Origin of the sequence: Microbacterium sp. (assembly GCF_051860965.1) — a bacterium.
Taxonomy (GTDB): Bacteria; Actinomycetota; Actinomycetes; order Actinomycetales; family Microbacteriaceae; genus Microbacterium.
In genome coordinates this window covers 184630-209866 of record NZ_JBIMKU010000007.1, presented here as the reverse complement: position 1 = coordinate 209866, position 25237 = coordinate 184630, and the positions used below count along the sequence as shown (strand labels likewise).

Sequence of the window (25237 nt, the reverse complement as noted above, 5' to 3'; positions counted from 1 at the left end):
GCGATGACGCGACCCATCACCTTGTTCACCGGCCAGTGGGCGGATCTGCCGTTCGAAGAGGTCGCCCGCCTCGCTTCGGAGTGGGGATACGACGGCCTCGAGCTCGCCTGCTGGGGCGACCATCTCGACCCGTGGCGCTGGGATGAGCCCGGCTACGCCGAGGGGAAGCTCGAGCTGCTGGAGAAGTACGGACTCAAGGTGTGGACGATCTCCAACCACCTCAAGGGCCAGGCGGTCTGCGACGACCCCATCGATCAGCGTCACCGCGACATCCTTCCGGACGTGGTGTGGGGCGACGGGGACCCCGAGGGCGTGCGGCAGCGCGCGGCCGAGGAGATGAAGAACACCGCCCGCCTGGCGGCCAAGCTCGGGGTGAAGACCGTCGTCGGGTTCACCGGGTCATCCATCTGGAAGTACGTCGCGATGTTCCCGCCCGTCTCGCAGGAGGCCATCGACGCGGGGTACCGAGATTTCGCCGACCGGTGGAATCCGATCCTCGACGTCTTCGACGAGGTCGGTGTGCGGTTCGCGCACGAAGTGCACCCGTCCGAGATCGCGTACGACTACTGGACGACGGTGCGCACGCTCGAGGCGATCGGCCACCGCGAGGCGTTCGGCCTCAACTGGGACCCGTCGCACTTCATCTGGCAGCAGCTGAACCCGGTCGACTTCATCCTCGAGTTCCCCGACCGGATCTACCACGTGGACTGCAAGGACGTGAAGCTCAATCTCGGCAACGGTCGCAACGGCCGGCTCGGCTCGCACCTCGCGTGGGCCGATCTGCGCCGCGGATGGGACTTCGTCTCGACCGGTCGCGGCGACGTGCCGTGGGAGGCCTCCTTCCGCGCGCTCAACCAGATCGGCTACGACGGCCCGATCTCGGTCGAATGGGAGGACGCGGGGATGGACCGCCTCCTCGGCGCACCGGATGCCCTCGCATTCGTCAAGCGGAACGCGTTCGACGCTCCGGATGCCGCGTTCGACGCCGCGTTCAGCGCTCGCTGAGCATGCTCCCCTCGGGGGGCGGGGGCGTGCTCGGCGCTAGGCTGGCGACATGACTCCGATGCCGCCCGGATGGTACGACGATCAGCGCGGCGCGCTGCGATGGTGGGACGGCACGCAGTGGACCGAGCACGTCGCGACGCCCGATCCCGAGCCCGCCGCGGGGGCTGAGGCGATCGACGAGATCATCCCGCTCGAACTGCAGGAGGAGCACCCCTCGGGGTATCCCGGAGCCGGAGCATCCGGAGCCTTCGTCGCGGCCACGGAGCCGGCCAAGTCCAAGCTCTGGATCCTCTGGGTCGTCCTCGGCGTCGTGCTGCTGTGCATCGTCGTCGCGGCGGCGGTGGTCATCCCGCTGCTGTTCCTCTCGCTCACGCGGGGGAGCGCCGGCGGCGAGTCGGTCGCCCCCGACGGCCAGGCGCAGACGGCCGCGGTCGCCGCCGTCGAGCTGTACGACGAGGCCTGGCAGAACGCCGACTGCGATGCGCTCACCGAGTCCACGACGCAGCGGTTCCGCGAGGACAACGGCCTGACCGATTGCGACGACTTCGTCGAGAACGCGCAGGCGTTCGCCGAGGGATTCGACGACTACGTCCTGACGGTGACGGATGTCACCGAAGACGGGGGCGCCGTCTCGGTCGAGACCCGCGAGTCGTACGTCACGTACATCGACGATCAGGGCCAGCTCGTCGAGGAGCCCATCCCGGGCTCGGTGGACTGGACCTACACGGTCGTGCAGGAAGGCGACCGCTGGGCGGTCGACGTGCTCGACTGATGGGGACGGATGCCTCCCCCCGCACCCGCGGGGCGCGCTTCGTCATCACGTGCCTGGGCATCGGTCTGGCGGCGGGTCTGCTCTCGGGACTCTTCGGCGTCGGCGGCGGCACGGTCATCGTGCCGCTCCTCGTGCTCATCCTCGGAATGGATCAGCGACTCGCCTCGGGAGTCTCGCTCGGCGCGATCGTGCCGACCGCGACGGTCGGCGTCATCTCGTACGCCGTGCACGGCTCGGTCGCCTGGATCCCCGCGCTCATCCTCGCGGCGGGCGCCGTCATCGGCGCGCAGATCGGCACGTGGCTGCTGCCGAAGGTCTCGATCACGGCGCTGCGGTGGGGCTTCGTCGGCTTCCTCGCGCTCGTCATCGTCAGCCTCTTCATCGTCGTCCCGTCGCGCGACGCGGGTCTTCCCGTCACGGTCGCGACCGTCTTCGGACTGATCGCACTCGGTCTCGTCACGGGCGTGCTGGCGGGCCTGCTCGGCGTCGGGGGCGGCGTGGTCGTCGTGCCGGTGCTCATGCTGCTCTTCGGGGCGAGCGACCTCATCGCGAAGGGCACGTCGCTGCTCATGATGATCCCCACGGCCATCTCGGGCACGATCGGCAACATCCGGCGCAAGAACGTCGATCTCGTCGCGGCGGCGCTCGTCGGAGTGGCCGCGTGCACGACGACGGCCCTCGGCGCCTGGATCGCGACGATCGTCGACCCGCTCGTCGGCAACATCCTCTTCGCCGTCTTCCTGACGGTCATCGCGGTGCAGATGGCGCTCCGGGCGATCCGGGGCCGCAAGCGCTGATCCGCCCGCCGGTAGGATCGGACCCGTGGCAGTCAACCCCGAGCTCGTCGGCCGTACGTTCCCGCCGACGGCGTCCTACCTCGTCGGCCGAGAGAAGGTGCGCGAGTTCGCGCGCGCGGTCTTCGCCGATGACCCCCAGCACTTCGATCCCGCCGCGGCACAGGCGCTCGGCTATGCCGACGTCGTCGCGCCGCCGACGTTCGCGATGGTGATCCAGGACCTCACGCTCCAGCAGCTCCTGGCCGAGCCCGACTCGGGCATCGAGCTCTCGCGCGTGCTCCACGGCGAGCAGCGCTTCGCGTACACGCGGCCGATCGTGGCGGGAGACGAGCTCACGGCGCGCCTGACGGTGTCCGCCATCCGCGCCCTCGGCGGCAACGCGATGGTCACGAGCGACGCCGTCATCACGGACGCCGCGGGTGACCACGTCGTGACGGCCACGTCGGTCCTCGTCGTCGGAGGCGACGCATGAGCGCCGTCGGAGACATCGTCGCGGAGCGCACGGTCCACCTCACACGCGAGTCCCTGGTGCGCTATGCCGGGGCATCCGGCGACTTCAATCCCATCCACTACCGTGACGACGTCGCGGAGGCGGTCGGCCTCCCCGGCGTCCTCGCCCACGGCATGCTGACGATGGGCCTGGCGGTCGAGACGATCGTGCCCTGGCTCGGCGACTCGCGACGCATCCTGGGCTACAGCACGCGCTTCACGCGCCCCGTCGTGGTCGATCCCGAGATCGGCGCCGACGTGACGATCGTCGCAAAGGTCGGCGCGGTCGACGACCAGGCGCTCCGCATCGACCTCACCGTCACGTTCGGCGAGACGGCCGTGCTCGGCAAGGCGCAGGTGCGCGTCCGCGCTCTCTGATCCGCATGCCCGACGTCACGCCGATCCCACTCGCGCAGCTCACGACCCTGCGCACGGGCGGTGTTCCCCAGCGCATGATCGACGCGCACACGGCCGACGAGCTGGTCGCCGTGCTGCGCGAGGTCTGGAGCGAGGGCGACCCCGTGCTCGTGCTGGGCGGAGGATCGAACCTGTTCGTCGGCGATGATCCCTTCGACGGCACCGTCGTGCGCGTGCTGACGACGGGGATCGAGAGGATGCCGTCGCCGCGGCCGGGGCACGTCCGGCTCCGCGTCCAGGCGGGCCACGGCTGGGACGATCTCGTCGCGTTCGCGGTCGAGGAGGGGCTCGCGGGAATCGAGGCGATGTCGGGCATTCCCGGCACGGTCGGCGCCGCTCCGGTGCAGAACGTCGGCGCATACGGTCAGGAGATCGTGCAGACCCTCGTCGAGGTGGAGCTGATCGATGAGTCGGACGGCGAGGTCTCGACGGTCGGTGCGGACGACCTCGGCCTGGGATTCCGCACGTCGGTGTTCAAGCACCACTACGGCTCGGTGCCTGCGCGCGCGGCGGTCATCCTCTCGGTGACCCTCGAGCTCGAAGAGGTCGGGCACGCCGAACGCGCGATCCCGGGCGCGCAGCTGCGATCGGCCCTCGGGCTGGGTGAGCACGACGCCGTGAGCGTCGCATGGATCCGGGACCACGTGCTCGCGACGCGTGCGCGCAAGGGCATGGTGCTCGACGACGCCGATCCCGACACCTACAGCGCGGGATCGTTCTTCCAGAACGCGATCGTCTCGCCCGGCTTCGCACGCACCCTGCCCGCCGAGTGCCCGCGGTGGCCGATGACACCCGAGCTCGACCCCGTCGTCGTCATCCCGCTGGAGTCGTTCGACGGCTACGTGCCCCCGCGCGAGATCCGCGAGTCGGACGTCAAGGTGAGCGCCGCATGGCTCATCGAGCACGCCGGAATCGGCAAGGGCTTCCGTCTCTCGCGCTCCTCCCGCGCGGGACTGTCGACGAAGCACGCGCTGGCCTTGACGAACCGTGGCGGGGCGACGGCGGCCGAGCTCGCGCAGCTCGCGCGGTTCATCCAGGGGCGCGTGCAATCCGAGTTCGGGCTCATCCTGCAGCCGGAGCCGGTGCTCGTCGGCGTCGACCTCTGATCGCCTGACCTCCGACCCGACGGTCGCGTCGGGTGCGGCGTGAACACCGCGGCGAGGCGGCGATCTCTTGTCGCCCGGAGGGTCGCGGCGTTCGGCGTGCCCGCACGACGCGCCCGGGCGAGCGTCTTCAGCGTTCCATGAGGAGAAAATGAGAAAACTCTAATGAAACGCTGAATCTGTGTTATTTTTCCTCGTAAACGAGTCCAAACCCCCATGGAGTCACGTTGTCGAGTCGTTCTGCTTCTTTCTCTCATCTTGCGGTGTCAGGTGAGTCTGCTATGCCGGCGCGACTGGCGCAGGACAACCTCCCCCTGGCCAAGTACCTCGCGGTCGAGAAGGCGCGCAGCGCGCCGCACCTCGACCTCGACGACCTCATCTCGGCCGCCCTGTTCGGGCTGGCGCGCGCCGCGCTCTCGTACGAGCCCGAGCGCGGCATCCCGTTCGGCGCCTTCGCGCGGAACCAGATCAACTGGGCGATCCTCGACGAGATGCGCGCGGCCGACCCTGCGGGCGAGCGCGGTCGGGTGAAGATCCAGCGTGTCCGTGCCGCGGCCGAGACGGTGCTGGCGCGCACCGGACGCCCCGCGAGCCGCGCGCAGCTCGCCGCGGAGTCGGGCCTCGACGAAGACGCCGTCGCGCACGCGCTGCAGCTCGACGACATGGTGCGGACCGTCACGAGCTTCGAAGCGCACTTCGACGCCTCGGAGGGCCGCGATGCCGCCGACCTGACCGGCAGCATCATCCTTCCGGAGGAAGCCGCGGAGCAGTCCGAGGCCCGTGCGATGCTGATGCGGATCGTCGAGGCACTGCCGGCGGTCATGCAGCAGGTGGTCCGCGGTGTGTATCTCGAGGACCGCACCGTGAAGGACCTCGCGGAAGAGCTCGACGTGAGCCACGCCTACGTCTCGAAGGTGCGGCGCACCGGTCTCACCCTCATGCGCGAAGCCATGGAGGAGTGGGAGACCGGCCAGCCGGCGGACCGCAGCACCAAGACGCGGGCGGAGTTCTTCGCCGCCGTCTTCGGCGCCGGGCGCTACGCGACCCTGCGCCCCGGCGAGCTCCTCGCGGCATCCTGAGCGCGCCGATCCGGAACTCTTCTCGATCCGACGGTTACGCCCCTCGCGATTGTCGCGAATGTCCACTGTGTCGGCCCACGGATGGGCCGGCATCCGACCCCACACCACGGAGGAAATCATGGGTCTTCAGATCGCAACCAACGTCGGCGCCCTCAACGCGTACCGCAACCTCTCGGCCAACCAGAACGACGTGTCGAAGTCGCTCGAGAAGCTCTCGAGCGGTCTGCGCATCAACCGGGCGGCGGACGACGCCGCGGGTCTCGCCATCTCCGAGGGCCTGCGCTCGCAGGTCAACGGCCTGAACGTCGCCGCGCGCAACGCTCAGGACGGCATCTCGGTCATCCAGACCGCGGAAGGCTCGCTCACCGAGGTGCACTCGATCCTGCAGCGCGTCCGCGACCTCGCGGTGCAGGCGGGCAACGACTCCAACAACGCCGACTCGCGCGCGGCGATCAAGACCGAGATCGATGCGCTCGGCGAGGAGCTGACGCGCGTCGCGGCGAGCACGAACTTCAACGGCATCAAGCTGCTCGACGGCACGAACGCCTCGCTGACCTTCCAGGTCGGCGCGGGCTCCACGGCCGCCGAGGACCAGATCGCCGTCACGCTCACCGACTTCTCGGGGCTCGGCGCGACCATCGGCGCGCTCGACGTGTCGGACGCCGCGAACGCGCTCACCTCGATCGCCGCGATCGACACCGAGATCACCGCCGTCTCGACGGCTCGCGCCGACCTCGGTGCGCAGCAGAACCGCTTCGAGTCGACGATCAACTCGCTGCAGGTCTCGGCCGAGAACCTGGCCGCTGCGAAGAGCCGCATCGCCGACACCGACATGGCGGCCGAGATGGTGCGCTACACGGCGTCGAACATCCTGCAGCAGGCCGGCACGGCGATGCTCGCACAGGCGAACCAGTCGGGTCAGGGCGTTCTCCAGCTCCTGCGCTGAGTCGCTGCGCCTGAGGCGCCTACGGCGCCCGATCGGAGTCCTCTCCGTTCGGGCGCCGTCCTGTAGCACGACCCGCTCGTCCGCGGGCGACACGATGGAAGGCATCCGACATGAAGATCGACGGCCTGGTCTCCGGACTCCAGACGGCGGAGGTCATCGATGCGCTCATGAAGGTGCACGCGATCCCGCAGTCGCTTCTCACGGCCAAGATCACCGACCGCAACTCGGTCGTCAGCAACCTGCAGTCGCTCAACACCAGCCTGCAGCAGCTGTTCGAGAAGGCGAAGACCGCGGCGTCCGCCGGCTCTCTGGCCGCCTTCACGGCGACCGCGTCCCACGACAGCGTCACGGTCGTCGCGGGTGCGAAGGCGACGGCACTGTCGACGGGCATCGTGGTCGATGCCGTCGCCACCGCCCACTCGGTCGTCACCGCCGCGGCGCCGAGCGGCGCCTGGGGCGGCGCCTACACGGTGGTGGCCGCCGACGGCACGACGACCGAGATCACTCCGGCCGGCGCGAGTCCGCAGGATCTCGCGAAGGCGATCAACGCGGCGAAGTCCGGAGTCACGGCGACGGTCATCCCCGTAGGCACGGACGTCAACGGCGCTCCGCTCTCACGACTCCAGCTCACGGCCGACGAGACGGGCGCCGCCGCGGCGTTCACGCTGCACCGCGGTACGACGGCGCAGGTGACCGCGGGCGTGGCGATCGACGTCGCGACCGAGGTGGGCGCCGCAGTCGTCGCGACGGGCGCGGACGCCCGCATCCGGCTCTACGCGGGAACCGCTGCCGAGCAGGAGCTCGCGAGCGGGACCAACACGTTCACTCTGGCCGAGGGCATCGACGTGACCGTGTCGAAGGTGAGCGCCGATCCCGTCATCGTCTCGGTGGCGCGGGACGCGAAGGCGCAGACCACGGCGGCCGAGGCGTTCGTGAAGGAGATCGCCGGACTCCTCACGCGGATCGACAACGGCTCCAAGGCCACGATCGCGGACGCGGGCGGCAAGACGACGCTCGGCGTGTTCACGGGCGACAGCACCGTGCGGTCGCTGCGCACCGCTCTGACGAGCGCGATGCAGGCGCCCGTGGGCGGGACATCGCCGTCGACGCTGGGCATCACGTTCGACCAGAAGGGTGTCCTGACGTTCGACGCCGAGAAGTTCGCGAAGGCGCTGGCGGACGACCCCGAGGGCGCCCAGGCGATGTTCTCGCAGGTCGCCGGGCGCGTGCAGGAGACGACGGCGCTCTACTCCGACAAGTACACGGGTCTGCTCACGCAGCGCATCACGGGCCAGGAGGCCGAGGTCAAGACCCTGCGCACGCAGGTCGAGCGCTGGGATCTGCGGCTCGAAGCGCGTCGGGCGACCCTCGAGCGCACGTATGCGCAGCTCGAGGTGCGGCTGTCGACCCTGCAGTCGCAGTCCTCGTGGCTCAGCTCCCAGCTGGCCGGCCTCTCCGCCTCCTCCTCGACGTCGTCGTCCTGACCGACGCCGCCGACATCACCGCACTGAACAACCGCACTGAAAGGGAGCGCCGAACCATGCGCATGTCTCCGGAGCGCGCCAAGCAGCAGTATCTCGAGCAGCAGGTGGCCTCGGCCTCCCCCGAGCGCCTGCTGACGATGCTGTACGACCGCCTGCTGGTCGACATCGACCGGGCGGCGATCGCCCAGGCGGCGGGGGAGTGGATGGATGCCGCATCTCCGCTGCTCCACGCCCAGCAGATCGTCGCCGAGCTCACCTCGACCCTGACCGACGCGTGGGACGGCGCCGCGGATCTCCGCGCGCTCTACACGTATCTGAGCGGGCGCCTCATCGTCGCGAATGTGGCCCGGGATCAGGCCGCCACCGCCGAGTGCCGCGAGATCGTGGCGCCCCTGCGGGATGCGTGGCACGAGGCATCCCTCCACTCCTCCCTGGTCTGAGCGCGTCATGACCGACAATCTCGCCGCGTGGCTGCGTCTGCTGGATCAGTTCGAGCGCGCGCTCGACGCCGCCGACGAGCAGGCGGCGCCGCAGGCGCTCGAGCCTCCGCCGGGCCCGCTGCCCGAGGAGATCCGCGAACGGGCCGAGGCGATCCTCGAGCGGCAGCAGCTCATGGTCGGCTCCGTGCTCGCGTCGCGGGCGAAGGTGGCGCGCCAGCTGATCGCGCTGCGCCGCGTGCCGACGACGCAGACGGACGCCCCGGCGTATCTCGACGTCGAAGGCTGAGGGCGCGGTTACGCGCAGCCCGGGGTGTCGCGATAGTCGGCCCTGAGCACGGATCGCTCGACGATTGGCCACGGATCGGCTTCCCCCCAGCATCCGGAGTGCCGCCGTGCTCGAATCCGTCACCGCCACCGCGCTGTCCAGCGCTCTCGATGGGCTCTCGCTGCGTCAGCGCGCGATCGCCGACAACATCGCGAACATCAACACCCCCGGCTACCACGCGAAGCGCGTGCAGTTCGAGGACGCCCTGCGCTCCGCCGTCGCGGGCGGCACAGGAGCGGTGGATGCGACCGTCGAACGCTCGCTGGAGCCCACGCGCCTCAACGGCAACAACGTGAACCTCGACACCGAGACGCTGTCGAACATCGACACGGTCCTGCGCTTCCAGTTCGCGAGCCAGGCGCTCGACGGCCAGGCCTCGTCCGTCACGAAGGCCATCGGGCAGGCGTCGGCATGACCTTCGACGCGATCGGCATCGCCGGCACGGGCCTGAACGTGCACCGCAAGTGGCTCGATGCGCTCAGCGACAACATCGCCAACGTGAACACCGCGCGACCGGCCGGCGAGGAGCCGTTCCGCGAGAAGCTGGTGACGGTGCGGGCGGGAACGCAGGGCCCCGGCGTGTACGTCGACGGCGTCGTCGAGTCGGAGGCCGCGACGAAACTGGTCCACGACCCCGACCATCCATACGCCGACGAGAACGGCTACGTCGAGTACCCCAACGTCGACCTCGGCGATCAGATGAGCATGCTGATCCTCGCCCAGCGCGGCTACGAGGCGAGTGCGGCGGTCGTCGACCGCGCCAAGACCACGTACGAAGCCGCGCTGCAGATCGGACGCCGCTGATGGCCGGCCCGATCGACGCCATCGCGGCGGCGGCCGGTCCGTCGCCTCTCGCCCCGCTCAGCTTCGAGTCGGGGACCGATGCCGCGACGAACCCGGCGTCCGCGGGATCGTTCGCCACGACCCTCGCGGGGGCCGTGGAGAACCTGCAGCAGCTGCAGTCGACCTCGAACGAACTGGCCGTCAAGGCCGTGACGGGTGATCTCGAGGACATCCATCAGGCGACGATCGCCGCGGCCCGGGCATCCGTCACCCTCGATCTCGTCGTCGCCGTGCGCGACCGCAGCGTCGCGGCGTTCAACGACATCATGCGGATGCAGGCCTGACCATGCCCAAGATGCTCACGACGTACTACGACCGCGCGAAGCAGGTCGTCTCGGGCTTCAGCCTCGCGCAGCGCACGATCGCCGTGATCGGCGTCGCCCTGCTCGCGATGGGCGCCGTCGCGCTGATCACCTGGGTGACGAAGCCGCAGATGAGCCCGCTGTTCACAGGACTCAGCGCGACGGACGCCTCGGCGGTCGTCGAGCAGCTGAAGTCCGCCGGTGTGGGCTACGAGCTCACGGAGGGCGGCGCGACCGTGCTCGTCCCCGACGACCAGGTGTACGCCCAGCGGCTGGCCGCCGCGGCATCGGGCCTGCCCGGCGACAGCAGCGAGGGCTACACGCTGCTCGATGAGATGGGCGTCACCGCCAGCGAGTTCCAGCAGTCGGTCACCTACAAGCGCGCGATCGAGGGCGAGCTGGCGAGCACCATCGCGGCGATGAACGGCATCACGACCGCGAGCGTCCAGCTGGCGATCCCCGAAGAGAGCGTCTTCGTCGCCGAGAGACTGAAGCCGACGGCGTCGGTGTTCGTGAAGACCCAGAGCGGGTCCGCGCTGGGAGAGGACCAGGTGCAGGCCATCGTGCACCTCACGAGCGCTGCCGTGGCCGGCATGAGTCCGGAGGACGTCGCCGTCACCGATCAGGACGGACGGGTGCTCTCGGCGGTCGGGGGCGGCCCCATCGGAGATGCATCGAAGCAGGCGACCGAGCGCGAGGCGAGGGTCGCGGCATCCGTCCTGCAGATGCTCGACACGATCGTCGGCCCGGGCAACGCCACCGTCACGGTGTCCACGGATGTCGCGAACTCGACGTCCGAGCGGATGGAGGAGACCTTCAGCGCACCCGACGGCGATCTGAGCTCCACCGAGCAGACCAAGACCGAGACGTACACGGGTGGCGGCACGGGGGGAGCCGGCGTGCTCGGGCCCGACAACATCGCCGTGCCCGGCAACGCCGACGGCGACGGCACCTACGAGCTCGAGGAGACCACCCGCGCCAATGCGGTGAACAAATCCACCGAGAAGACGGTGACGCCCGCCGGTGAGGTGACCCGGCAGAGCGTGAGCGTCGCTCTCAATCGCTCGGGGGTCACGGGCGTGACGCCCGAGCAGGTCGAGGCGCTCGTCGCGACGGCGGCCGGCATCGACACCGAGCGGGGCGACACGGTCGCCGTGGAGTTCGTCGAGTTCAGCGAGTCCGGCGCGACCGCCGCGCAGAACGCGCTGGCGCAGGCCGAGGCCGAGCGTCGCGCTCAGTCCGAGCAGGAGCTCCTGCGGGCGGCCATCATCGGCGGCTCGATCCTGCTCGCTGCCGCTGCCCTCGTGATCGCCCTCGTCGTGCGGCAGCGGATGAAGCGACGCGTGCTGCACACCGATGACGGCCCGATCGAGTACTTCGCCTCGATGACCGCGACCGAGGAGGAGCGGCTCAAGGCGATCAAGGGGTGGAAGGATCCGCTCAAGGTCGCGGCGCCCGAACCTCAGAGGGTCCTGCCGCCGGCGATGCTGGACATCGACGAGGAGCCCGAAGTCGACCAGGTGCTCGTCGAGCGCCGCCGCCGCGAGATCGACGATCTCGCCAAGGCCGATCCCGACGCGATCGCCGCAGCGCTCGCGAGCATGATGGACGAGGCGACCGTATGAGCCTGCTGACTGCCTCGCCCCGCGCGGACGCGGGTGCCGACGTCGCCGAGCCGCCCGTGCCGACGACGTCGATCGCCGTGCCGCCCGTCGCCGAGATGAGCGGCCTGCGCAAGGCCGCGATCGTCCTCCTGAACATGGACCGCTCCGCCAGCGCCGAGGTGCTCCGACGGATGGGGGAGGCACGCGCGGAGCTCCTCGCCGTGGAGCTCACGCAGCTGGGCGGCGTCGACATCGGTGCCACAGCGCGCGCTCTCGGTGCCTTCCGGCGGATCGCGGTCGGCGGCTCCGTGCCGTCGCGGGGCGGCCAGGAACTGGCCACCGATCTTCTCGAGACCGCCTTCGGCCGTGAGAAGGCGGTGGGAATCGTCGGTCGGGTCATGTCGCAGGGCTCGGTCTCGTTCGACTTCCTCAATGCGGCCGACCCGGGCCAGCTGGCGACGATCCTCGAGGGCGAGCTGCCCACGACGGTCGCCGTCGTGCTCGCCAATCTCAAGGCCGATCGGGCGGCCGCCGTCCTGGCCGCGCTCCAGGATCCTCTGCGCACCGACGTCGCGCAGGCGATCGCGACCATGGGCACGGCGACGCAGGAGGCCATCTCGATCGTCGCCGATTCGCTGCGATCCCGCACGGGCGTCTTCGCCAGTCGCGACGACCACGAATCGATCGGGGGTGTCCAGCCCCTGGTCGAGATCATCAACCGGTCCGACACGGCGCTCGAGAAGTCGCTCCTGGCAAGTCTCGAGGGGCGGGATCTGGCGCTGGCCGAAGACATCCGCAGCCGCATGGTCACGTTCGCCGACATCGTCCGGCTCGAGGACCGTGACGCGCAGCGCGTTCTGCGCGGCATCGATCTGCGGATGCTCGCGCTCGCCCTCAAGGGCGCCGACGAGCAGATCGGCGAGGTCATCAGCCGCAACATGACCGAGCGGAACCGCGACAACCTGGCCGAGGAGACGCGCCTGCTCGGCCCGGTCCGGATGCGTCAGGTCGATGAGGCCCGTGCCGAGGTCGTGCGCGTCATCCGGGAGCTCGAAGCCGCGGACGAGATCACCCTCTCGCGCGATGACGAGGACGAGATCGTCGAGTGACCCCGACGGTTACTGCGACCGGGACGTGTCGCGATAGTCGTGAGCGAGCACGGATTGCTCGCCGATCACGCCACGGATAGGCCTCAGCCACGAACGCCCGGGGGTGACCGCCGTGCTCGAAACCGACTTCACACCGATCCCGGTGCCGCGACTGGGCGAGACGCCGCCGGACCTGGCCGCCGAGGCCGAGCGCGCACGTTCGCGCGGGTACGCGGACGGGTACGCGCAGGGGCTCCGGTCGGCGACCGAGCGCGGTGAGCTGCAGCTGAGCGCCGAACGGGAGCGGATGCAGCGGACGCACGCCGCCGGACTCCGCGAGCAGGCCGACGCACTGACCGCCGTGCGCACCGCGCAGGATGCGCTCGAGGAGCGGATCGCGCTGCTGAGCGATGTCTCCGCCCAACGCATCGAAGCGCTCGCCGTCGAACTCGCCCGCGCGATCCTCGGTGCCGAGCTGTCGGATCCGGCGCGCTCCGCGGCGCATGCTCTGCGCCGCGCGCTCGCGCACATGCCGATCAGCAGATGGGTCCGCGTCACGTTCGATGAGGCCGATGCCCGGATGCTCGAGAACGCTCCGGATGCTGCCGCGACGCTCCGTGGCATCGAGGTCGTCGCGGCGCCCGGCCTCGGGGCCGGCAGCGCGATCGTCGAGATCGACGCGGGCGCGGTCGACACTCGCATCGCCGAAGCGCTCGCGCGAGCCGTCGCCGCCGTCGACGGCGAGGACGACGACGCGCCGCGGGTGGGGGCTCCGTCGTGAGTGCGCCCTCCGCGTCGTGGACGAGGGTGCTGGATGCCGCGCGCCCCGTGCGCTCCGGCAGTGTCCGCGCCGTCGTGGGTCTCAGCGTCGAGGTGCGCGGGCTCGATGCGGCCGTGGGCGACCGGGTGCGCATCGAGTCGGCGGACGGCCGACCCGTCGACGCGGAGATCGTCGCGGTCGACGGCACGTCGGCGCGGTGCATGCCCCTCGGACCGGTCGGCGGCATCGTCGCGCGGGCCCGCGTGCGGCACGCCGGCGCCGCGTTGCAGGTCCCGACCGGCAGCGCGCTGCTCGGGCGGGTGCTCGACGGGCTCGGTCGGCCGATCGATGGCAGAGGACCCCTCGACCCGAGCACGGTGCGCGTCTCGCTGGATCACGATGCGCCGAGCATCATGACCCGCCAGCGGATCGATCGCCAGCTGGGTCTCGGCGTCCGCGTCCTCGACACGATGACGCCGGTCGGCGTCGGCCAGCGTCTGGGACTGTTCGCGGGTTCCGGTGTGGGCAAGTCGTCGCTGCTGTCGATGATCGCCCGCGGCTCCACCGCCGACGTCACCGTGATCGCGCTCGTCGGCGAGCGCGGCCGCGAGGTGCGGGAGTTCCTCGAGGACGACCTCGGTCCCGAGGGTCTCGCCCGCTCGGTCGTGGTGGTGGCCACCTCCGACCAGCCCGCGATGGCCCGCATGCGCTCGGCGTTCGTCGCGACCCGCATCGCCGAGGCTTTCCGGGACGACGGCGCGGACGTCATGCTCATGATGGACTCGCTCACGCGTGTCGCGATGGCCCAGCGCGAGATCGGGCTCTCGGCCGGTGAGCCGCCCGCGACCCGCGGGTACCCGCCGTCGACCTTCTCTGTGCTCGCCCGACTGCTCGAGCGCGCGGGCACGGGCCCGGTCGGCTCCATCACCGGCCTGTACACGGTCCTGGTGGACGGCGACGATCACAACGAGCCGATCGCGGACGCGGCTCGCGGCATCCTCGACGGGCATGTCGTGCTCGACCGATCCCTCGCGGTGCGCGGTCACTTCCCCGCGATCGATGTGCTCGGCTCGGTCTCGCGCGTGGTCTCGAAGATCACGACCGAGCAGCAGCGCCGGCACGCCGTCTCGCTGCGAAGCGTGCTCGCGGCGCGGCGCACGGCAGCCGACCTCATCGACATCGGCGCGTACCGCGAGGGCGCGAACCCCCTGGTCGACGCCGCCCTCGCCCACGAGGGCGCGATCGACGGTTTCCTGACCCAGGGCATGGGCGAGAGCGCCCCCGCCGAGGTTTCCTGGCAGCGGCTCGCTGCCCTCACCACCGAGTTCGGAGGGCTGACCCCATGACCTTCTCCCTGTCGGGACTGCTGCGCGTGCGCGGCACCCAGGAACGTGTCGCCGCAGAGGAGCTCGCCCGTGCGACGCACGATCGCGTGCACGCGGAGACTGCGAGCGAGCGTGCGCTGTCCGACCTCTCGGCGCTGGACGGCGTGGTCGACGAGCGGATGAACCTTCTCGCGCTGGCCGTGGCGCGGGCGGCGGGTCGCAGCGCGCTGAGCGAGCTGCAGATGCTCGTCGAGCTCCGCCGTGACGAAGAGGTGCGGGCGCAGGCGGTGCACATCGAGACCCGACGCGACCTGCGGGGCCTCGAGCGTCTCGAGTCCACGCATCGCAGCGCGACGGCGAAGGCCCGGCTCGACGCCGAGCAGCTCGCGCTCGACGAGATCGCGATCGTCCGCGCCGCACGGCGCACGGGAAGCGCCGCGTGAGCGTCCCGACGGCGCGGACCGCGTACGGTGACCTCGCGTCGAACGACCGGGCGAGCGGATGACGTCGGTGAGCCTCGCGTCCGTGCTGCTCGGCACGGACAGCCCTCCCTCGGGGCGCGGAGGCGCAGCGGGCGATGGCGCTTCCGTCTTCGACGCGGTGCTGGCGCTGTTGGGCGGGACGGATGACGCGGCGGACGCGCCGGTGCTCGACGCGTCCGCCGACGGACCGCCCTCCGATGCCGCGCCGGCCGAGGCATCCGGATCCGATGCAGGACTCCTCGACGCGGACGCGCCGGCCGCAGCGATCTGGTTCGCCGCTGTCGCGCTCCCTCCGACGCCGGTGCCGCGGGAAGACGGGATCGCGTCGACGCACGTCGAGCCCCAGGGCTCCGGCATCCCCTCCGCGGCGCCTCCGGCTCCCGGCAGCGCCTCGAGCCTCCTCGTCGCCGAGACCTCTCCGGCCTCTGCGCCGGTCTCGGAGGCCGTGGATCCGGCCGCGGCCGACACCGCACCCATCCGCGTCATCGCCGTGCCGGCCGCTCCCGCGGCATCCGTCGGGGAGCGGGACGCGACGCCCCCCTCCGCGGCGGCGGCACTCGTCCCGCACGCGAGCTCCGGTGCGGGGCCGGCTCCGGCCGCCGCCGCCTCGGCACGACCCGCCATGGGCGAGCTCGCGTCTCCGCGGTCCGTGGTGTCATCCGACGCGGCACCGCTCATCCCGATCGTCGCGTCCGCGTCGAGCCGGGAGAGCCTGCCGATCCGCGCCGACGCGTCGGCGACGGCATCGCCGACCGCCGCCGTGGGCATCGCTGCGCAGATCGCACCGACCTCGACGCCCGTGAGCGAGCCCGCGATGCCGACCGCGACGCCGCGCGCCGTCGCCGCGCAGATCTCGCCGGTCGTCGTGAACATCGTGCAGCGCCCGGCCGGCACGCATCAGCTCACGCTGACCGTCACGCCCGAGACGCTCGGCCCGGTCACGGTGCGCGCGCACATCGGCCAGGGTGGCGACATCCGCGTCGAGCTCGTCGGAGCGACCGACGCCGGTCGGGACGCACTGCGCGCCATCGTCGCCGATCTGCGGCGCGACCTCACCGCCGCGATGCCGACCGCGACGCTCAGCCTCGGCTCCGGGGGAGGGGCCGAGGCCGGGTCGTCCGACCGTGGGATGCCGCACAGCGGCGGCGACGGACTGCCGCACGGCCCCTCGCAGGGTCGTCCCGCGGCGCTCGGCGCCGTAGACGGCGAGGGCGACAGCCTGCGCCACGCACCTGTTCCGACCCGTCCGGCGCCCGGCGTCGGCCTGGACATCCTCGTCTGAAGGAGACCCTCGATGCCCGTAGAAGCAGTCACCGCACCATCGTCCACGTCCCTCTACACGGGGACGACCGTCGATCCCGCCGCGCGGACGCAGGTGATGGACGGCGAGATGTTCCTGCGGCTCCTGGTCACGCAGCTGACGAACCAGGATCCGTCGAGTCCGATGGACACCAACGCCATGATCTCGCAGACGACGCAGCTCGCGATGATGGAGCAGCTCACGGTCCTCAGCGACACCGGCACCGAGGCGTTCGCGCTGAGCATGCGACAGGCCGCGACCGCGCTCATCGGCAAGACCGCGAGCTACCAGGACGCCGAGGGCGCGACCGTGACCGGCGTGGTCACGAAGGTGTCGTTCGACGGCGTCGTCCCCCAGGTGACGATCGGCGGCAAGGACATCGCCCTGGACGCCGTATCCACGATCGACGCGTAGTCAGCCCGCTCCCACAGCTCATTCCACCCCCGACTCCCCACAGGAAGAGAACCCCCATGCTCCGTTCGCTCTACTCCGGCATCTCCGGTCTCCGTTCGCACCAGACCATGCTCGACGTGACCGGCAACAACATCGCCAATGTCAACACGGCGGGCTTCAAGGGCTCGTCCCTGCTGTTCCAGGACTCGCTGTCGCAGCTCGTCGGCAACGCCGGCATCCCCGACGACCAGGTCGGCGGCCGCAACCCGGCGCAGGTGGGCCTCGGCGTGCAGGTCGCCGGCATCCGCACGAGCTTCGCGCAGGGATCGGCGCAGGCCACCGGACGCGGCGGCGATCTCATGATCTCGGGCGACGGGTTCTTCGCCGTGCGTTCCGGCGGCGAGACCCTCTACACGCGCGCCGGCGGCTTCTCGTTCGACGCGACCGGCAAGATGGTCACGGCGGACGGCGCGGTCGTGCAGGGCTGGGCCGCCCAGAACGGCGTCGTCTCGACCGGACAGGCGCCGGGCGACATCGTGCTGCCGATCGACGTCGTGTCGCCGGCCAGAGCCACCACGACCGCGGGCGTCACCGGCAACGTGCCGTCGTCCGCCGCGACGGGGACGTCGCTCATCCGCGACGTCACCGTCTACGACGCGCAGGGCGCGGCGTCGACGCTGAGCCTGACGTTCACCAGGACCGCGACCGGATGGGACGTCACCGAGCCCGTGAGCGGCGCGACCGGATCGCTCGCCTTCACGGCCGGCGTGCAGACCGCACCGGGGCTCACGCTGACCGCCGGGGCGCTCACCATCGACCTGAGCGCCGTGACGGGCTACGCCGACATGACCACCGTCGCCGTGACCGAGCAGGACGGCGCGGCGGCGGGATCGCTGAAGTCGTACAGCATCACCGGCGACGGCTCGATCGTCGGCACCTTCAGCAACGGCCGCACCCAGACGCTCGGCAAGATCGCGCTGGCCACCTTCGCCAACCCCGAGGGCCTCGAGAAGGCGGGCGGCACCGCCTTCCGCGTCTCGGTCAACTCCGGCGCCGCGCAGATCGGCGTGCCGGGCGACGCGAGCTTCGGCAAGCTCGTGTCGGGTGCGCTCGAGATGAGCAACGTCGACCTCTCGCAGGAGTTCACCAATCTGATCGTCGCGCAGCGGGGCTTCCAGGCGAACGCCCGCATCATCACCACGAGCGACGAAGTGCTGCAGGAGCTCACGCAGCTCAAGCGCTGACCTCCGGCGCGGTGACGCGCCCTGTCCGAGCGGCCCGCTCCGGTTACCCGGAGCGGGCCGCGTCGCGATAGTCGGGGCAGAACCTCCCGCCCTCCGGGCGCCGACCGAAGCCCGCCCGCAACCCTTCCTTCGACATCACGGAGCGCCCCCCGATGATCACCGTCACCCGCCTCGACCACACGAGGTTCGCGGTCAACCCTGATCTCGTCGAGCGCGTCTATGCCGCTCCCGACACGACGATGCACATGGTCGACGGGCACGTCTACGTCATCGAGGAGAGCCTCGACGAGCTGACGGCCCTCATCGTCGCCTACCGTGCGCGCGTCCTCGCCGCCGCGCACGCCCTCACGTCCTACCCGGAGTCCTGAGCGTGGATCCCTCGTTCATCATCGGCCTGATCCTCGCGTTCGGTGCGCTGTACGCGATGATCACGATGGAGGGTGCGAGCGTCGACGCGCTCCTCCTCCCGGCGCCGATGATCCTCGTCCTGGGCTCGACGATCGGCGTCGGCATCGCCAGCCACACGATCCGCGACACGATCCTCGCGGTCAAGAGCCTCGGCCGGATGGTGCGCGGGCCGAAGAAGACGCCGGCGGCCGTCATCCCCTTCCTCGTCGGCTATGCCGAACGTGCGCGCAGCGAAGGCCTCCTGTCGCTCGAGCAGGAGCTCGACGACGCGCCCGACGACTTCACGCGCAATGCGCTGCAGGCGCTCGCCGACGGCACGGACGCCGAGGACCTGCGCGACGTCATGGAGGACGAGATCGCGTCGGCCGCCACCCGCAACAAGGTCGCTGCGAAGTTCTACTCGTCGCTCGGCGGCTACGCGCCCACGATCGGCATCGTCGGCACGGTCGTCTCGCTCACGCACGTGCTCGAGAACCTCGACGAACCCGACCACCTCGGCCACATGATCGCCGCGGCATTCGTGGCGACCCTCTGGGGTCTGCTGTCGGCCAACTTCATCTGGAACCCGATCGCCGGGCGCCTCAGTCGCATCGGCGCCGTCGAGATCGAGCGGATGACCCTCGTCAGCGAGGGGATGCTCGCCATCCACGCCGGCGCCGGTCCGCAGCTCGTCGAGGAGCGCCTGCGGGCGCTGTCGGGTGAGAAGGGGAAGATCAAGGGCGCGAAGAAGGATGCCGTAGAGGGAGCATCGTGAGCATGGCTCGCCGCGCGGGCGGCCGGGGGCATGAAGAAGACGGACACGACGAGCCCGACGAGCGGTGGGCCGTCTCGTACGCCGACATGGTCACCGTGCTGATGTGTCTCTTCATCGTGCTGTTCGCGATGTCCAGCGTCGATGCCGGCAAGTTCGAACAGCTCGCGAACAGCCTCGCGGAAGGGTTCGGCAAGGAGCCCACCGAGGGCGGCGCCGACACGACCGAGGGGCTCGTCATCCCGCCGGATCTCGTCTCCGCGGAGGGCACGGAGGACCTCACCGCCCGGGCCGCCGTCGAGTACGAGTCGCTCGAAGAGCTCCGCGAGCGGATGCGGCAGGCGCTGGCGGCACAGGGTCTCGAGCAGACGGTCGAGTTCGTCATCGACGATCGCGGCCTCAAGATCGGGCTGATCGGCGCCGAGACCTTCTTCGCCGACAACAGCACGCAGCTCTCGGGCGTCACCGACGCCGTGCTCGACATCGTCGGCGACGTGCTCGTGAGCGTCGACAATCAGGTGAGCGTGGAGGGGCACGCCGATCACCGCGTTCCCGCCGCGCCGTTCCCGACCAACTGGGAGCTCTCCAGCGGACGCTCCACGCAGGTGGCGAGGTTCCTCGTCGAGCACGAGGGTGTGGCGGGCTTCCGGGTGAAGGCGACCGGATTCTCCGACACCCGTCCCCTCGTGCAGGGCGACACCCCGGAGGCGCTCGCGAGCAACCGCCGTGTCGACATCGTCGTCGAATCGAATGAGGAGGAGCAGGTCCGCGCGCTCATCCCCGCCCTCGCCGCCTCGCACACTCCCTGACCTCCCATGCCCCCCATCTCCGAGGAGACCCCGATGCTCGAAGCCCCCGTGCTCGACCCTCCCGTGCTCGACGACTCCAGCGGGCTGTACCCCGCCTACGACTTCCGGCGCCCCGTGCAGCTCGACCGCGAGAGCACGCGTCAGCTCGAGGCGGCGTTCGAGTCGTTCGCACGGCTGTGGTCGGCACAGCTGACGGCGAAGATCCGCGTGCGCGCGCATCTGGCGCTCGAGGGCGTCGAGCTGGTGTCGTACGAGGAGTACGCCGGGAGTCTGCCGGGGACGACGGCGATGGTGACGGGGTCGTTCGCCGATCGCGAGGAGCCCTGCGTCGTGCAGTTCGGCCTCGACAGCGCGCTGCTGTGGGTGGTGCAGATGATGGGTGGCAAGAGCATCTCGCTGCCCGAGGCGCGGACCTTCACCCCGATCGAGCTCTCGCTCGTGAAGCACCTGATGGACGGCACCTTCGAGCATCTCTCGGCGAGCCTCGGCCCGATGCTCCCGGGCGAGCCGGTCTTCGGCGCCGTGCACTACAACCCGCAGTACCTGCAGGTGATCTCGGGCGCCGCCGCGGTGATCGTCGCGCGGTACACGATGAACCTCGGCGACGTCCAGTCGACCGCCACGGTCATGCTCCCCGCTTCGACGGTGGTCGATCGCCTCGCCGAGACGGGCCGCGGGGCGGTGCCGGGACACGCCGCCGGACGCACCCTCGACCAGGTGCGGGCAGCTCCGATGGATGTCACGCTGCGGCTCGCTCCCCTCCCGATCGGCGCCGGTGAGATCCTCGACCTCGCACCCGGCGACCTCCTTCGCCTGCCCCATCCCGAGACGAAGCCCTTCGAACTGGTGGTCGGCACGACGCCGATCGCCCGCGCCACCACCGGCGCGCGGGGTTCGCGGCTCGCCTGCACGATCACCGACATCCACGAGGAGACCCCCTGATGAGCACCTTCCACGCGACCGCCGTCGCCGCCGCGATCGCCGGCAGACTGCCCTTCGGCCACCCCGTCGTGTCGAACCCGACGACCGACCCCGGCGCCGAGGGCACCGCCCTGGCGTTCACCTTCACGGGAGCGACGGGTGCGCTGATCGCGGTCCAGGTGCTCGACCCCGCTCAGCTCCAGGACGGCTCGGCGAAGGCTGCGCTCGTCGACCGACTGCACCCGGTGTTCGAGGCCGCCGTGGCCGTGCTCGGCGCCGGCGCGCTCGGCGATGGCCACGAAGTGGACGCCGCCGAGGTGTTCACGGCGGCGGGGACCGAGGTCTTCGACGTCGTCGGCATCGACGGCACCCTCGTCGCGCGGACGGCCGTTCGCATCGACGACGAGGATGCCGGCGGACGGACGTCGTCACCGCAGCGGCTGAGCAGGATCGCCGGAGTCGAGATGGAGCTGGTCGTCGAGATCGGCCGGACGCGGATGCCCGTGCGCGACGTCCTGTCGCTCGAGCCCGGACGGGTCGTCGAACTCGACCGGGCCGCGGGGTCGCCGGCCGACATCAAGCTGAACGGCCGTCTCATCGGCTACGGCACGGTCGTCGTGGCGGACGGCGACTTCGCCGTGCGCGTCGAGCGCATCCTCGACGGCGCCGAGAGCGTCTGAGCATGGACGACCTGCTCATCGCCGTGCGGGCGATCGTGTCGCTCGCAGCCGTGCTGGGTGTGCTGCTGTGGGTGACGCACCGCCTCAAGAAGAGGCAGACGGGGGACTCCCGCCCGGGTCGGGCGCTTCCGCGGCCGCTCGCGCGGCTCACGGCTCTCATCCCCGCCCGCCCCGCGCGGGTGGCGTCACCGGCGAGCCGGCCGGAGAGGATCACGGTCGTCGCGCGGTCGGGACTGGGCGGCAAGGCCCAGCTGGTCGTGGCGGAGTTCGGGGGCATCCGGTACGTCCTGGGCGTGACGGAGCACGGCATCAGCGTGGTGGACACGCAGGAGCCGTCGGCCTCGTGGGACGCGGATGCGGGCGAGAGCCCGCTGAAGTCCGTCGCCTGACGGACGGCCCGCGGGGGTTACCGGCGAGCGCGGCCGTCGCGATAGTCGGCCATGAGCACGGATCGCTCTTCCTCCCTGGCTACGGATCGGCCACGACACCCTTCTTCGGAGTGCCGACGTGCCTGGATCCGCTCCCGCTGCCGCGACGCGACCGCGTGACGCGCGCCCGGCCCGCCGCCGGGGAGCGATCATCGGCGTCTCCCTCGCGGTCGCCGTGATCCTCGTCGTCCTCGGCGACACCGCCGCCCACGCCGCGACGGCCCCCGCCCCGGACGGCACCGGCGGCGTGACGATCAACGGCATCAACGGCACGCCGTCCGACAGCATCATGACGCTGCTGGGCATCACGGTGCTCAGCGTGGCACCCGCACTCCTGCTCATGATGAGCAGCTTCACGAAGATCTTCGTGGTGCTCGCCCTCACCCGCAACGCGCTCTCGCTGCCCTCGATCCCGCCGAATCAGGTTCTTGCGGGCCTGAGCCTCTTCCTCACGCTCTTCATCATGTGGCCCGTGCTGATGGACATCAACACGATCGCGGTCGTCCCCTTCACCGACGGCCGGATCGACTTCGGCCAGGCCTTCGACCTCGCGCAGGTGCCGTTGAAGGAATGGATGCTGGGCTACACCCGCGAAGAGGACATCGCGCTCATGTACCGGGCCGCGCAGCTGGACAATCCGGTCGACCCTGCCGGCATCCCTCTCTACACACTCGTGCCGGCCTTCATGATCAGCGAGCTGAAGGCCGCCTTCCTCATCGGGTTCATCGTCTTCGTGCCGTTCCTGGTCATCGACCTCGTCGTGGCCAGCGCGCTGATGTCGATGGGCATGATGATGCTCCCGCCGGTGATGATCTCGCTGCCCTTCAAGATCCTGCTCTTCCTGCTCGTCGACGGCTGGGGCCTGGTCATCACGGCCTTGCTGCAGTCATACGGAGATGTCGGATGAGCCCCGAATCCGTCATCGACATCGGGCTGGCGGCACTCCTGGTCTCGGCGAAGCTCTGCGCGCCCCTGCTCATCACGGCCCTCGTGGTGGGGTTCGCCATCTCGCTGCTCCAGTCGATCACGCAGGTGCAGGAGATGACGATCTCGTTCGTGCCGAAGCTCATCGCGGTCGGCATCGCGCTGCTCGTGTGCGGGCAGTGGATGATCGCCGAGATGATCGCCTTCACGAACGAGATCTTCGCGCGGATCCCCTCGCTCCTCGGCGGCGGCTGATGAACATCCCCATCGACTTCACCTGGCTCGAGGCCACCTCTCTCGCGTGCGTGCGGATCACGGCGTTCCTGGTGTTCGCCCCGCCCTTCAGCCACACCGCAATCCCCATGCGGATCCGTGCGATGCTCGGCGTCGGCCTGGGGCTGGCCGTGTCGCCGGTCGCGGCCGCCGGCTACGAGCGGCTCGACACCGGCGCGTTCCTCCTCGCCCTCGCGGGGCAGGCGATCACGGGAGCCCTGCTCGGGTTCCTCGTGCTGCTGATCTTCAGCGCGATCCAGAGCTCCGGCTATCTCATCGACACCTTCGGCGGGTTCCAGCTCGCGCAGGCGTTCGATCCCGGGATGGCGATCAACGGCGCGCAGTTCACCCGGCTGTTCCAGATGACGGCGATCGTTCTGCTGTTCGCGTCGGACGGGTATCAGCTGGTGCTCGGCGGCCTGTTCCGCTCCTTCGATGCCGTTCCCGTCACCGGCATGATCGACCTCGGCCGCCCCGCCGAGGCGATGGTCGCGGCGATCGGCCAGATGATGCTCAGCGCCGTCCAGATCGCGGGACCCCTGCTGATCGTGCTCTTCCTCGCCGATGTCGGTCTGGGACTCGTGACCCGCGTCGCCCCCGCGCTGAACGCCTTCGCGATGGGCTTCCCGATAAAGATCGGCCTCACGCTCCTGCTGGTCGGCTTCGTGTACATGGCCCTGCCGAGCGTCGTGGCCGCGCTCGCGCAGACGGCCGCGCTGACGCTGATGGAGGTGACGCGATGAGCGATGCCGACAGCGGGGAGCGGACGGAGCGGACCACCGAGCGCCGGCTGAAGGAGGCGCGGAACAAGGGTCAGATCGGGCGCAGCCAGGACTTCACGGCGTGGGTGTGCATCGGCTCGGCCGCGGTCATGACGCCCCCCACGATCATCTCCGCCACGCAGGTCCTCACCGAGCAGTTCCTCGATGTGGCTGCCGTCGCGGCGCGACCCGCCCCCGCGGCGGCGATGGATGCCATGGGCTCCGCGCTCGCGTCGATCGGCGGCATCCTCACGCCGATGCTGCTCGTCGTCCTGCTCGCCACGACGGCCACGGCCGCGGCGCAGGGCGGCATCCATCTTCGCGGCGTTCCGATGCGATTCGAGCACTTCGACGTGATCGCGGGACTCAAGCGCGTGCTCGGCCGTCAGGCGCTGTGGGAGGGCGCCAAGGCTCTCCTGAAGACCCTCGCGATCGGAGCGGCCCTGTGGATCGTGGTCTCGGGACTCGTCCCGATCCTCATGGACAGCGGCCGGCACAGCATCGCGTGGCTGATCGAGCAGGCCGCCGGCGGGGTCGCCTCGCTGCTGCAGGTGGCCATCGTGGTCGGCATCGCGCTCGCGGCGCTCGACGTCGTCGTCGTGCTGCGGCGCAACCGCAAGCACACGCACATGACGAAGAAGGAAGCCAAGGACGAGCACAAGAAGACCGAGGGGGATCCCCTCATCCGGTCTCAGCGCCGTTCCCGGCAGCTCGCGATGAGCCGGAACCGTCTCATCGCCGCCGTCGGCGACAGCGATGTCGTCCTCGTCAATCCCACCCACGTGGCCGTCGCCCTGCGCTACGAGCCCGGCAAGTCCGCGCCCCGCGTCGTCGCCAAGGGCGCCGGCGTCGTCGCGCAGAAGATCCGCGAGAAGGCCGAGGAGTCGGGGGTTCCCATGGTCCGCGACATCCCGCTCGCCCGCGCCCTCCACGCCGCCTGCGACATCGGGCGCGAGATCCCGGAGGAGCTGTACCTCGCCGTCGCCCAGGTTCTGGCGTTCGTGGAGCACCTCAAGCGACGCGGGTCTCCGCGCGGGATGCACACGATGCCGTCGCCGGGCTCCCGCACCGGCGGACTGTGAGG

Annotated in this window: 32 protein-coding genes; all 32 read left to right on the top strand. The window is 70.6% G+C overall.

The genetic code is table 11. From position 1 onward, the window contains the following. Positions 1–3: 3 nt before the first annotated feature. The 32 genes from ACTIFV_RS14830 (at position 4) to ACTIFV_RS14675 (ending at position 25235) form a co-directional block, all read left to right on the top strand. Positions 4–1005, top strand: coding sequence for a sugar phosphate isomerase/epimerase family protein (locus ACTIFV_RS14830; RefSeq protein WP_439593567.1), 1002 nt, complete (start codon positions 4–6; stop codon positions 1003–1005). 49 nt (positions 1006–1054) lie between these two features. Further along, entirely contained in the window at positions 1055–1777 is a 723-nt protein-coding gene (locus tag ACTIFV_RS14825) for a DUF2510 domain-containing protein (RefSeq protein ID WP_439593566.1), read from the top strand. Further along, positions 1777–2574, top strand: coding sequence for a sulfite exporter TauE/SafE family protein (locus ACTIFV_RS14820; protein WP_439593565.1), 798 nt, complete (start codon positions 1777–1779; stop codon positions 2572–2574). Before ACTIFV_RS14825 ends, ACTIFV_RS14820 begins: the two co-directional genes overlap by 1 nt. A 25-nt stretch (positions 2575–2599) precedes the next feature. After that, entirely contained in the window at positions 2600–3046 is a 447-nt protein-coding gene (locus tag ACTIFV_RS14815) for an FAS1-like dehydratase domain-containing protein (protein WP_439593564.1), read from the top strand. Continuing rightward, positions 3043–3441: a MaoC/PaaZ C-terminal domain-containing protein gene (locus ACTIFV_RS14810; protein ID WP_439593563.1), complete on the top strand. Its 399-nt coding sequence runs from the start codon at positions 3043–3045 to the stop codon at positions 3439–3441. Before ACTIFV_RS14815 ends, ACTIFV_RS14810 begins: the two co-directional genes overlap by 4 nt. 5 nt (positions 3442–3446) lie before the next feature. Beyond that, complete coding sequence (locus ACTIFV_RS14805) at positions 3447–4586, top strand: UDP-N-acetylmuramate dehydrogenase (protein ID WP_439593562.1); 1140 nt, start codon at positions 3447–3449, stop codon at positions 4584–4586. A 278-nt stretch (positions 4587–4864) separates the two neighbouring features. Then, a complete protein-coding gene (locus ACTIFV_RS14800; RefSeq protein WP_439593561.1) occupies positions 4865–5662 on the top strand; it encodes a sigma-70 family RNA polymerase sigma factor in 798 nt (265 codons plus the stop codon). 118 nt (positions 5663–5780) lie between these two features. Further along, entirely contained in the window at positions 5781–6608 is an 828-nt protein-coding gene (locus ACTIFV_RS14795; RefSeq protein WP_439593560.1) for a flagellin N-terminal helical domain-containing protein, read from the top strand. A 110-nt stretch (positions 6609–6718) separates the two neighbouring features. Beyond that, entirely contained in the window at positions 6719–8092 is a 1374-nt protein-coding gene (gene fliD, locus ACTIFV_RS14790; protein WP_439593559.1) for a flagellar filament capping protein FliD, read from the top strand. Next, entirely contained in the window at positions 8035–8532 is a 498-nt protein-coding gene (gene fliS / locus ACTIFV_RS14785; protein WP_439593558.1) for a flagellar export chaperone FliS, read from the top strand. Before fliD ends, fliS begins: the two co-directional genes overlap by 58 nt. Positions 8533–8539: 7 nt before the next feature. Then, positions 8540–8818: a hypothetical protein gene (locus tag ACTIFV_RS14780; protein ID WP_439593557.1), complete on the top strand. Its 279-nt coding sequence runs from the start codon at positions 8540–8542 to the stop codon at positions 8816–8818. A 106-nt stretch (positions 8819–8924) separates the two neighbouring features. Continuing rightward, positions 8925–9272, top strand: coding sequence for a flagellar basal body rod protein FlgB (locus ACTIFV_RS14775; RefSeq protein ID WP_439593556.1), 348 nt, complete (start codon positions 8925–8927; stop codon positions 9270–9272). Further along, positions 9269–9661 carry a flagellar basal body rod protein FlgC gene (locus ACTIFV_RS14770; RefSeq protein ID WP_439593555.1) on the top strand — a complete coding sequence of 131 codons (393 nt, stop codon included), beginning with the start codon at positions 9269–9271 and terminating at the stop codon, positions 9659–9661. The genes ACTIFV_RS14775 and ACTIFV_RS14770 overlap by 4 nt, the downstream gene beginning before the upstream one ends. After that, positions 9661–9984 carry a flagellar hook-basal body complex protein FliE gene (gene fliE, locus ACTIFV_RS14765; RefSeq protein ID WP_439593554.1) on the top strand — a complete coding sequence of 108 codons (324 nt, stop codon included), beginning with the start codon at positions 9661–9663 and terminating at the stop codon, positions 9982–9984. Before ACTIFV_RS14770 ends, fliE begins: the two co-directional genes overlap by 1 nt. 2 nt (positions 9985–9986) lie before the next feature. Continuing rightward, complete coding sequence (fliF, locus tag ACTIFV_RS14760) at positions 9987–11627, top strand: flagellar basal-body MS-ring/collar protein FliF (RefSeq protein WP_439593553.1); 1641 nt, start codon at positions 9987–9989, stop codon at positions 11625–11627. Next, positions 11624–12715, top strand: a complete 1092-nt coding sequence (gene fliG, locus ACTIFV_RS14755; RefSeq protein ID WP_439593552.1) for a flagellar motor switch protein FliG — start codon at positions 11624–11626, stop codon at positions 12713–12715. Before fliF ends, fliG begins: the two co-directional genes overlap by 4 nt. Before the next feature lie 112 nt (positions 12716–12827). Next, complete coding sequence (locus ACTIFV_RS14750) at positions 12828–13475, top strand: FliH/SctL family protein (RefSeq protein ID WP_439593551.1); 648 nt, start codon at positions 12828–12830, stop codon at positions 13473–13475. Beyond that, the gene (locus tag ACTIFV_RS14745; protein WP_439593550.1) at positions 13472–14800 is read left to right on the top strand and encodes a FliI/YscN family ATPase; all 1329 of its coding nucleotides are present in this window, start codon (positions 13472–13474) and stop codon (positions 14798–14800) included. The genes ACTIFV_RS14750 and ACTIFV_RS14745 overlap by 4 nt, the downstream gene beginning before the upstream one ends. Beyond that, the gene (locus ACTIFV_RS14740; protein WP_439593549.1) at positions 14797–15222 is read left to right on the top strand and encodes a hypothetical protein; all 426 of its coding nucleotides are present in this window, start codon (positions 14797–14799) and stop codon (positions 15220–15222) included. The genes ACTIFV_RS14745 and ACTIFV_RS14740 overlap by 4 nt, the downstream gene beginning before the upstream one ends. A gap of 67 nt (positions 15223–15289) precedes the next feature. Further along, positions 15290–16543: a hypothetical protein gene (locus ACTIFV_RS14735; RefSeq protein WP_439593548.1), complete on the top strand. Its 1254-nt coding sequence runs from the start codon at positions 15290–15292 to the stop codon at positions 16541–16543. Between the two features lie 12 nt (positions 16544–16555). Then, positions 16556–16975: a flagellar hook capping FlgD N-terminal domain-containing protein gene (locus ACTIFV_RS14730; RefSeq protein WP_439593547.1), complete on the top strand. Its 420-nt coding sequence runs from the start codon at positions 16556–16558 to the stop codon at positions 16973–16975. 56 nt (positions 16976–17031) lie between these two features. Beyond that, complete coding sequence (locus ACTIFV_RS14725) at positions 17032–18198, top strand: flagellar hook protein FlgE (protein WP_439593546.1); 1167 nt, start codon at positions 17032–17034, stop codon at positions 18196–18198. A gap of 152 nt (positions 18199–18350) precedes the next feature. Continuing rightward, positions 18351–18566, top strand: coding sequence for a flagellar FlbD family protein (locus tag ACTIFV_RS14720; protein ID WP_439593545.1), 216 nt, complete (start codon positions 18351–18353; stop codon positions 18564–18566). A gap of 2 nt (positions 18567–18568) precedes the next feature. After that, positions 18569–19360: a motility protein A gene (locus ACTIFV_RS14715; RefSeq protein ID WP_439593544.1), complete on the top strand. Its 792-nt coding sequence runs from the start codon at positions 18569–18571 to the stop codon at positions 19358–19360. A 2-nt stretch (positions 19361–19362) separates the two neighbouring features. After that, entirely contained in the window at positions 19363–20166 is an 804-nt protein-coding gene (locus tag ACTIFV_RS14710; RefSeq protein WP_439593543.1) for an OmpA/MotB family protein, read from the top strand. Between the two features lie 6 nt (positions 20167–20172). Then, positions 20173–21108 carry a flagellar motor switch protein FliM gene (locus ACTIFV_RS14705; protein WP_439593542.1) on the top strand — a complete coding sequence of 312 codons (936 nt, stop codon included), beginning with the start codon at positions 20173–20175 and terminating at the stop codon, positions 21106–21108. Beyond that, a complete protein-coding gene (locus ACTIFV_RS14700; RefSeq protein WP_439593541.1) occupies positions 21108–21767 on the top strand; it encodes a FliM/FliN family flagellar motor switch protein in 660 nt (219 codons plus the stop codon). Before ACTIFV_RS14705 ends, ACTIFV_RS14700 begins: the two co-directional genes overlap by 1 nt. A gap of 2 nt (positions 21768–21769) precedes the next feature. Beyond that, entirely contained in the window at positions 21770–22156 is a 387-nt protein-coding gene (locus ACTIFV_RS14695; RefSeq protein ID WP_439593540.1) for a flagellar biosynthetic protein FliO, read from the top strand. A 118-nt stretch (positions 22157–22274) separates the two neighbouring features. Further along, entirely contained in the window at positions 22275–23102 is an 828-nt protein-coding gene (gene fliP / locus ACTIFV_RS14690) for a flagellar type III secretion system pore protein FliP (RefSeq protein WP_439593539.1), read from the top strand. Beyond that, complete coding sequence (gene fliQ / locus ACTIFV_RS14685; protein WP_439593538.1) at positions 23099–23374, top strand: flagellar biosynthesis protein FliQ; 276 nt, start codon at positions 23099–23101, stop codon at positions 23372–23374. Before fliP ends, fliQ begins: the two co-directional genes overlap by 4 nt. Then, complete coding sequence (locus ACTIFV_RS14680) at positions 23374–24135, top strand: flagellar biosynthetic protein FliR (RefSeq protein WP_439593537.1); 762 nt, start codon at positions 23374–23376, stop codon at positions 24133–24135. Before fliQ ends, ACTIFV_RS14680 begins: the two co-directional genes overlap by 1 nt. After that, complete coding sequence (locus ACTIFV_RS14675; RefSeq protein WP_439593536.1) at positions 24132–25235, top strand: EscU/YscU/HrcU family type III secretion system export apparatus switch protein; 1104 nt, start codon at positions 24132–24134, stop codon at positions 25233–25235. Before ACTIFV_RS14680 ends, ACTIFV_RS14675 begins: the two co-directional genes overlap by 4 nt. Positions 25236–25237 lie beyond the last annotated feature (2 nt).

Bases quoted from the DNA above. Each gene is read 5' to 3' on its own strand.
- ACTIFV_RS14725 (WP_439593546.1), top strand. From the start codon at position 17,032: ATGCTCCGTTCGCTCTACTCCGGCATCTCCGGTCTCCGTTCGCACCAG.
- ACTIFV_RS14820 (WP_439593565.1), top strand. From the start codon at position 1,777: ATGGGGACGGATGCCTCCCCCCGCACCCGCGGGGCGCGCTTCGTCATC.
- ACTIFV_RS14810 (WP_439593563.1), top strand. From the start codon at position 3,043: ATGAGCGCCGTCGGAGACATCGTCGCGGAGCGCACGGTCCACCTCACA.
- fliD (WP_439593559.1), top strand. From the start codon at position 6,719: ATGAAGATCGACGGCCTGGTCTCCGGACTCCAGACGGCGGAGGTCATC.
- ACTIFV_RS14830 (WP_439593567.1), top strand. From the start codon at position 4: ATGACGCGACCCATCACCTTGTTCACCGGCCAGTGGGCGGATCTGCCG.
- ACTIFV_RS14710 (WP_439593543.1), top strand. From the start codon at position 19,363: ATGGCTCGCCGCGCGGGCGGCCGGGGGCATGAAGAAGACGGACACGAC.
- fliG (WP_439593552.1), top strand. From the start codon at position 11,624: ATGAGCCTGCTGACTGCCTCGCCCCGCGCGGACGCGGGTGCCGACGTC.
- ACTIFV_RS14805 (WP_439593562.1), top strand. From the start codon at position 3,447: ATGCCCGACGTCACGCCGATCCCACTCGCGCAGCTCACGACCCTGCGC.
- fliE (WP_439593554.1), top strand. From the start codon at position 9,661: ATGGCCGGCCCGATCGACGCCATCGCGGCGGCGGCCGGTCCGTCGCCT.
- ACTIFV_RS14825 (WP_439593566.1), top strand. From the start codon at position 1,055: ATGACTCCGATGCCGCCCGGATGGTACGACGATCAGCGCGGCGCGCTG.
- ACTIFV_RS14795 (WP_439593560.1), top strand. From the start codon at position 5,781: ATGGGTCTTCAGATCGCAACCAACGTCGGCGCCCTCAACGCGTACCGC.
- ACTIFV_RS14740 (WP_439593549.1), top strand. From the start codon at position 14,797: ATGACCTTCTCCCTGTCGGGACTGCTGCGCGTGCGCGGCACCCAGGAA.
- ACTIFV_RS14680 (WP_439593537.1), top strand. From the start codon at position 23,374: ATGAACATCCCCATCGACTTCACCTGGCTCGAGGCCACCTCTCTCGCG.
- ACTIFV_RS14695 (WP_439593540.1), top strand. From the start codon at position 21,770: ATGGACGACCTGCTCATCGCCGTGCGGGCGATCGTGTCGCTCGCAGCC.
- ACTIFV_RS14770 (WP_439593555.1), top strand. From the start codon at position 9,269: ATGACCTTCGACGCGATCGGCATCGCCGGCACGGGCCTGAACGTGCAC.
- ACTIFV_RS14720 (WP_439593545.1), top strand. From the start codon at position 18,351: ATGATCACCGTCACCCGCCTCGACCACACGAGGTTCGCGGTCAACCCT.
- fliQ (WP_439593538.1), top strand. From the start codon at position 23,099: ATGAGCCCCGAATCCGTCATCGACATCGGGCTGGCGGCACTCCTGGTC.
- ACTIFV_RS14800 (WP_439593561.1), top strand. From the start codon at position 4,865: ATGCCGGCGCGACTGGCGCAGGACAACCTCCCCCTGGCCAAGTACCTC.
- ACTIFV_RS14700 (WP_439593541.1), top strand. From the start codon at position 21,108: ATGAGCACCTTCCACGCGACCGCCGTCGCCGCCGCGATCGCCGGCAGA.
- ACTIFV_RS14705 (WP_439593542.1), top strand. From the start codon at position 20,173: ATGCCCCCCATCTCCGAGGAGACCCCGATGCTCGAAGCCCCCGTGCTC.
- ACTIFV_RS14675 (WP_439593536.1), top strand. From the start codon at position 24,132: ATGAGCGATGCCGACAGCGGGGAGCGGACGGAGCGGACCACCGAGCGC.
- ACTIFV_RS14730 (WP_439593547.1), top strand. From the start codon at position 16,556: ATGCCCGTAGAAGCAGTCACCGCACCATCGTCCACGTCCCTCTACACG.
- fliF (WP_439593553.1), top strand. From the start codon at position 9,987: ATGCCCAAGATGCTCACGACGTACTACGACCGCGCGAAGCAGGTCGTC.
- ACTIFV_RS14780 (WP_439593557.1), top strand. From the start codon at position 8,540: ATGACCGACAATCTCGCCGCGTGGCTGCGTCTGCTGGATCAGTTCGAG.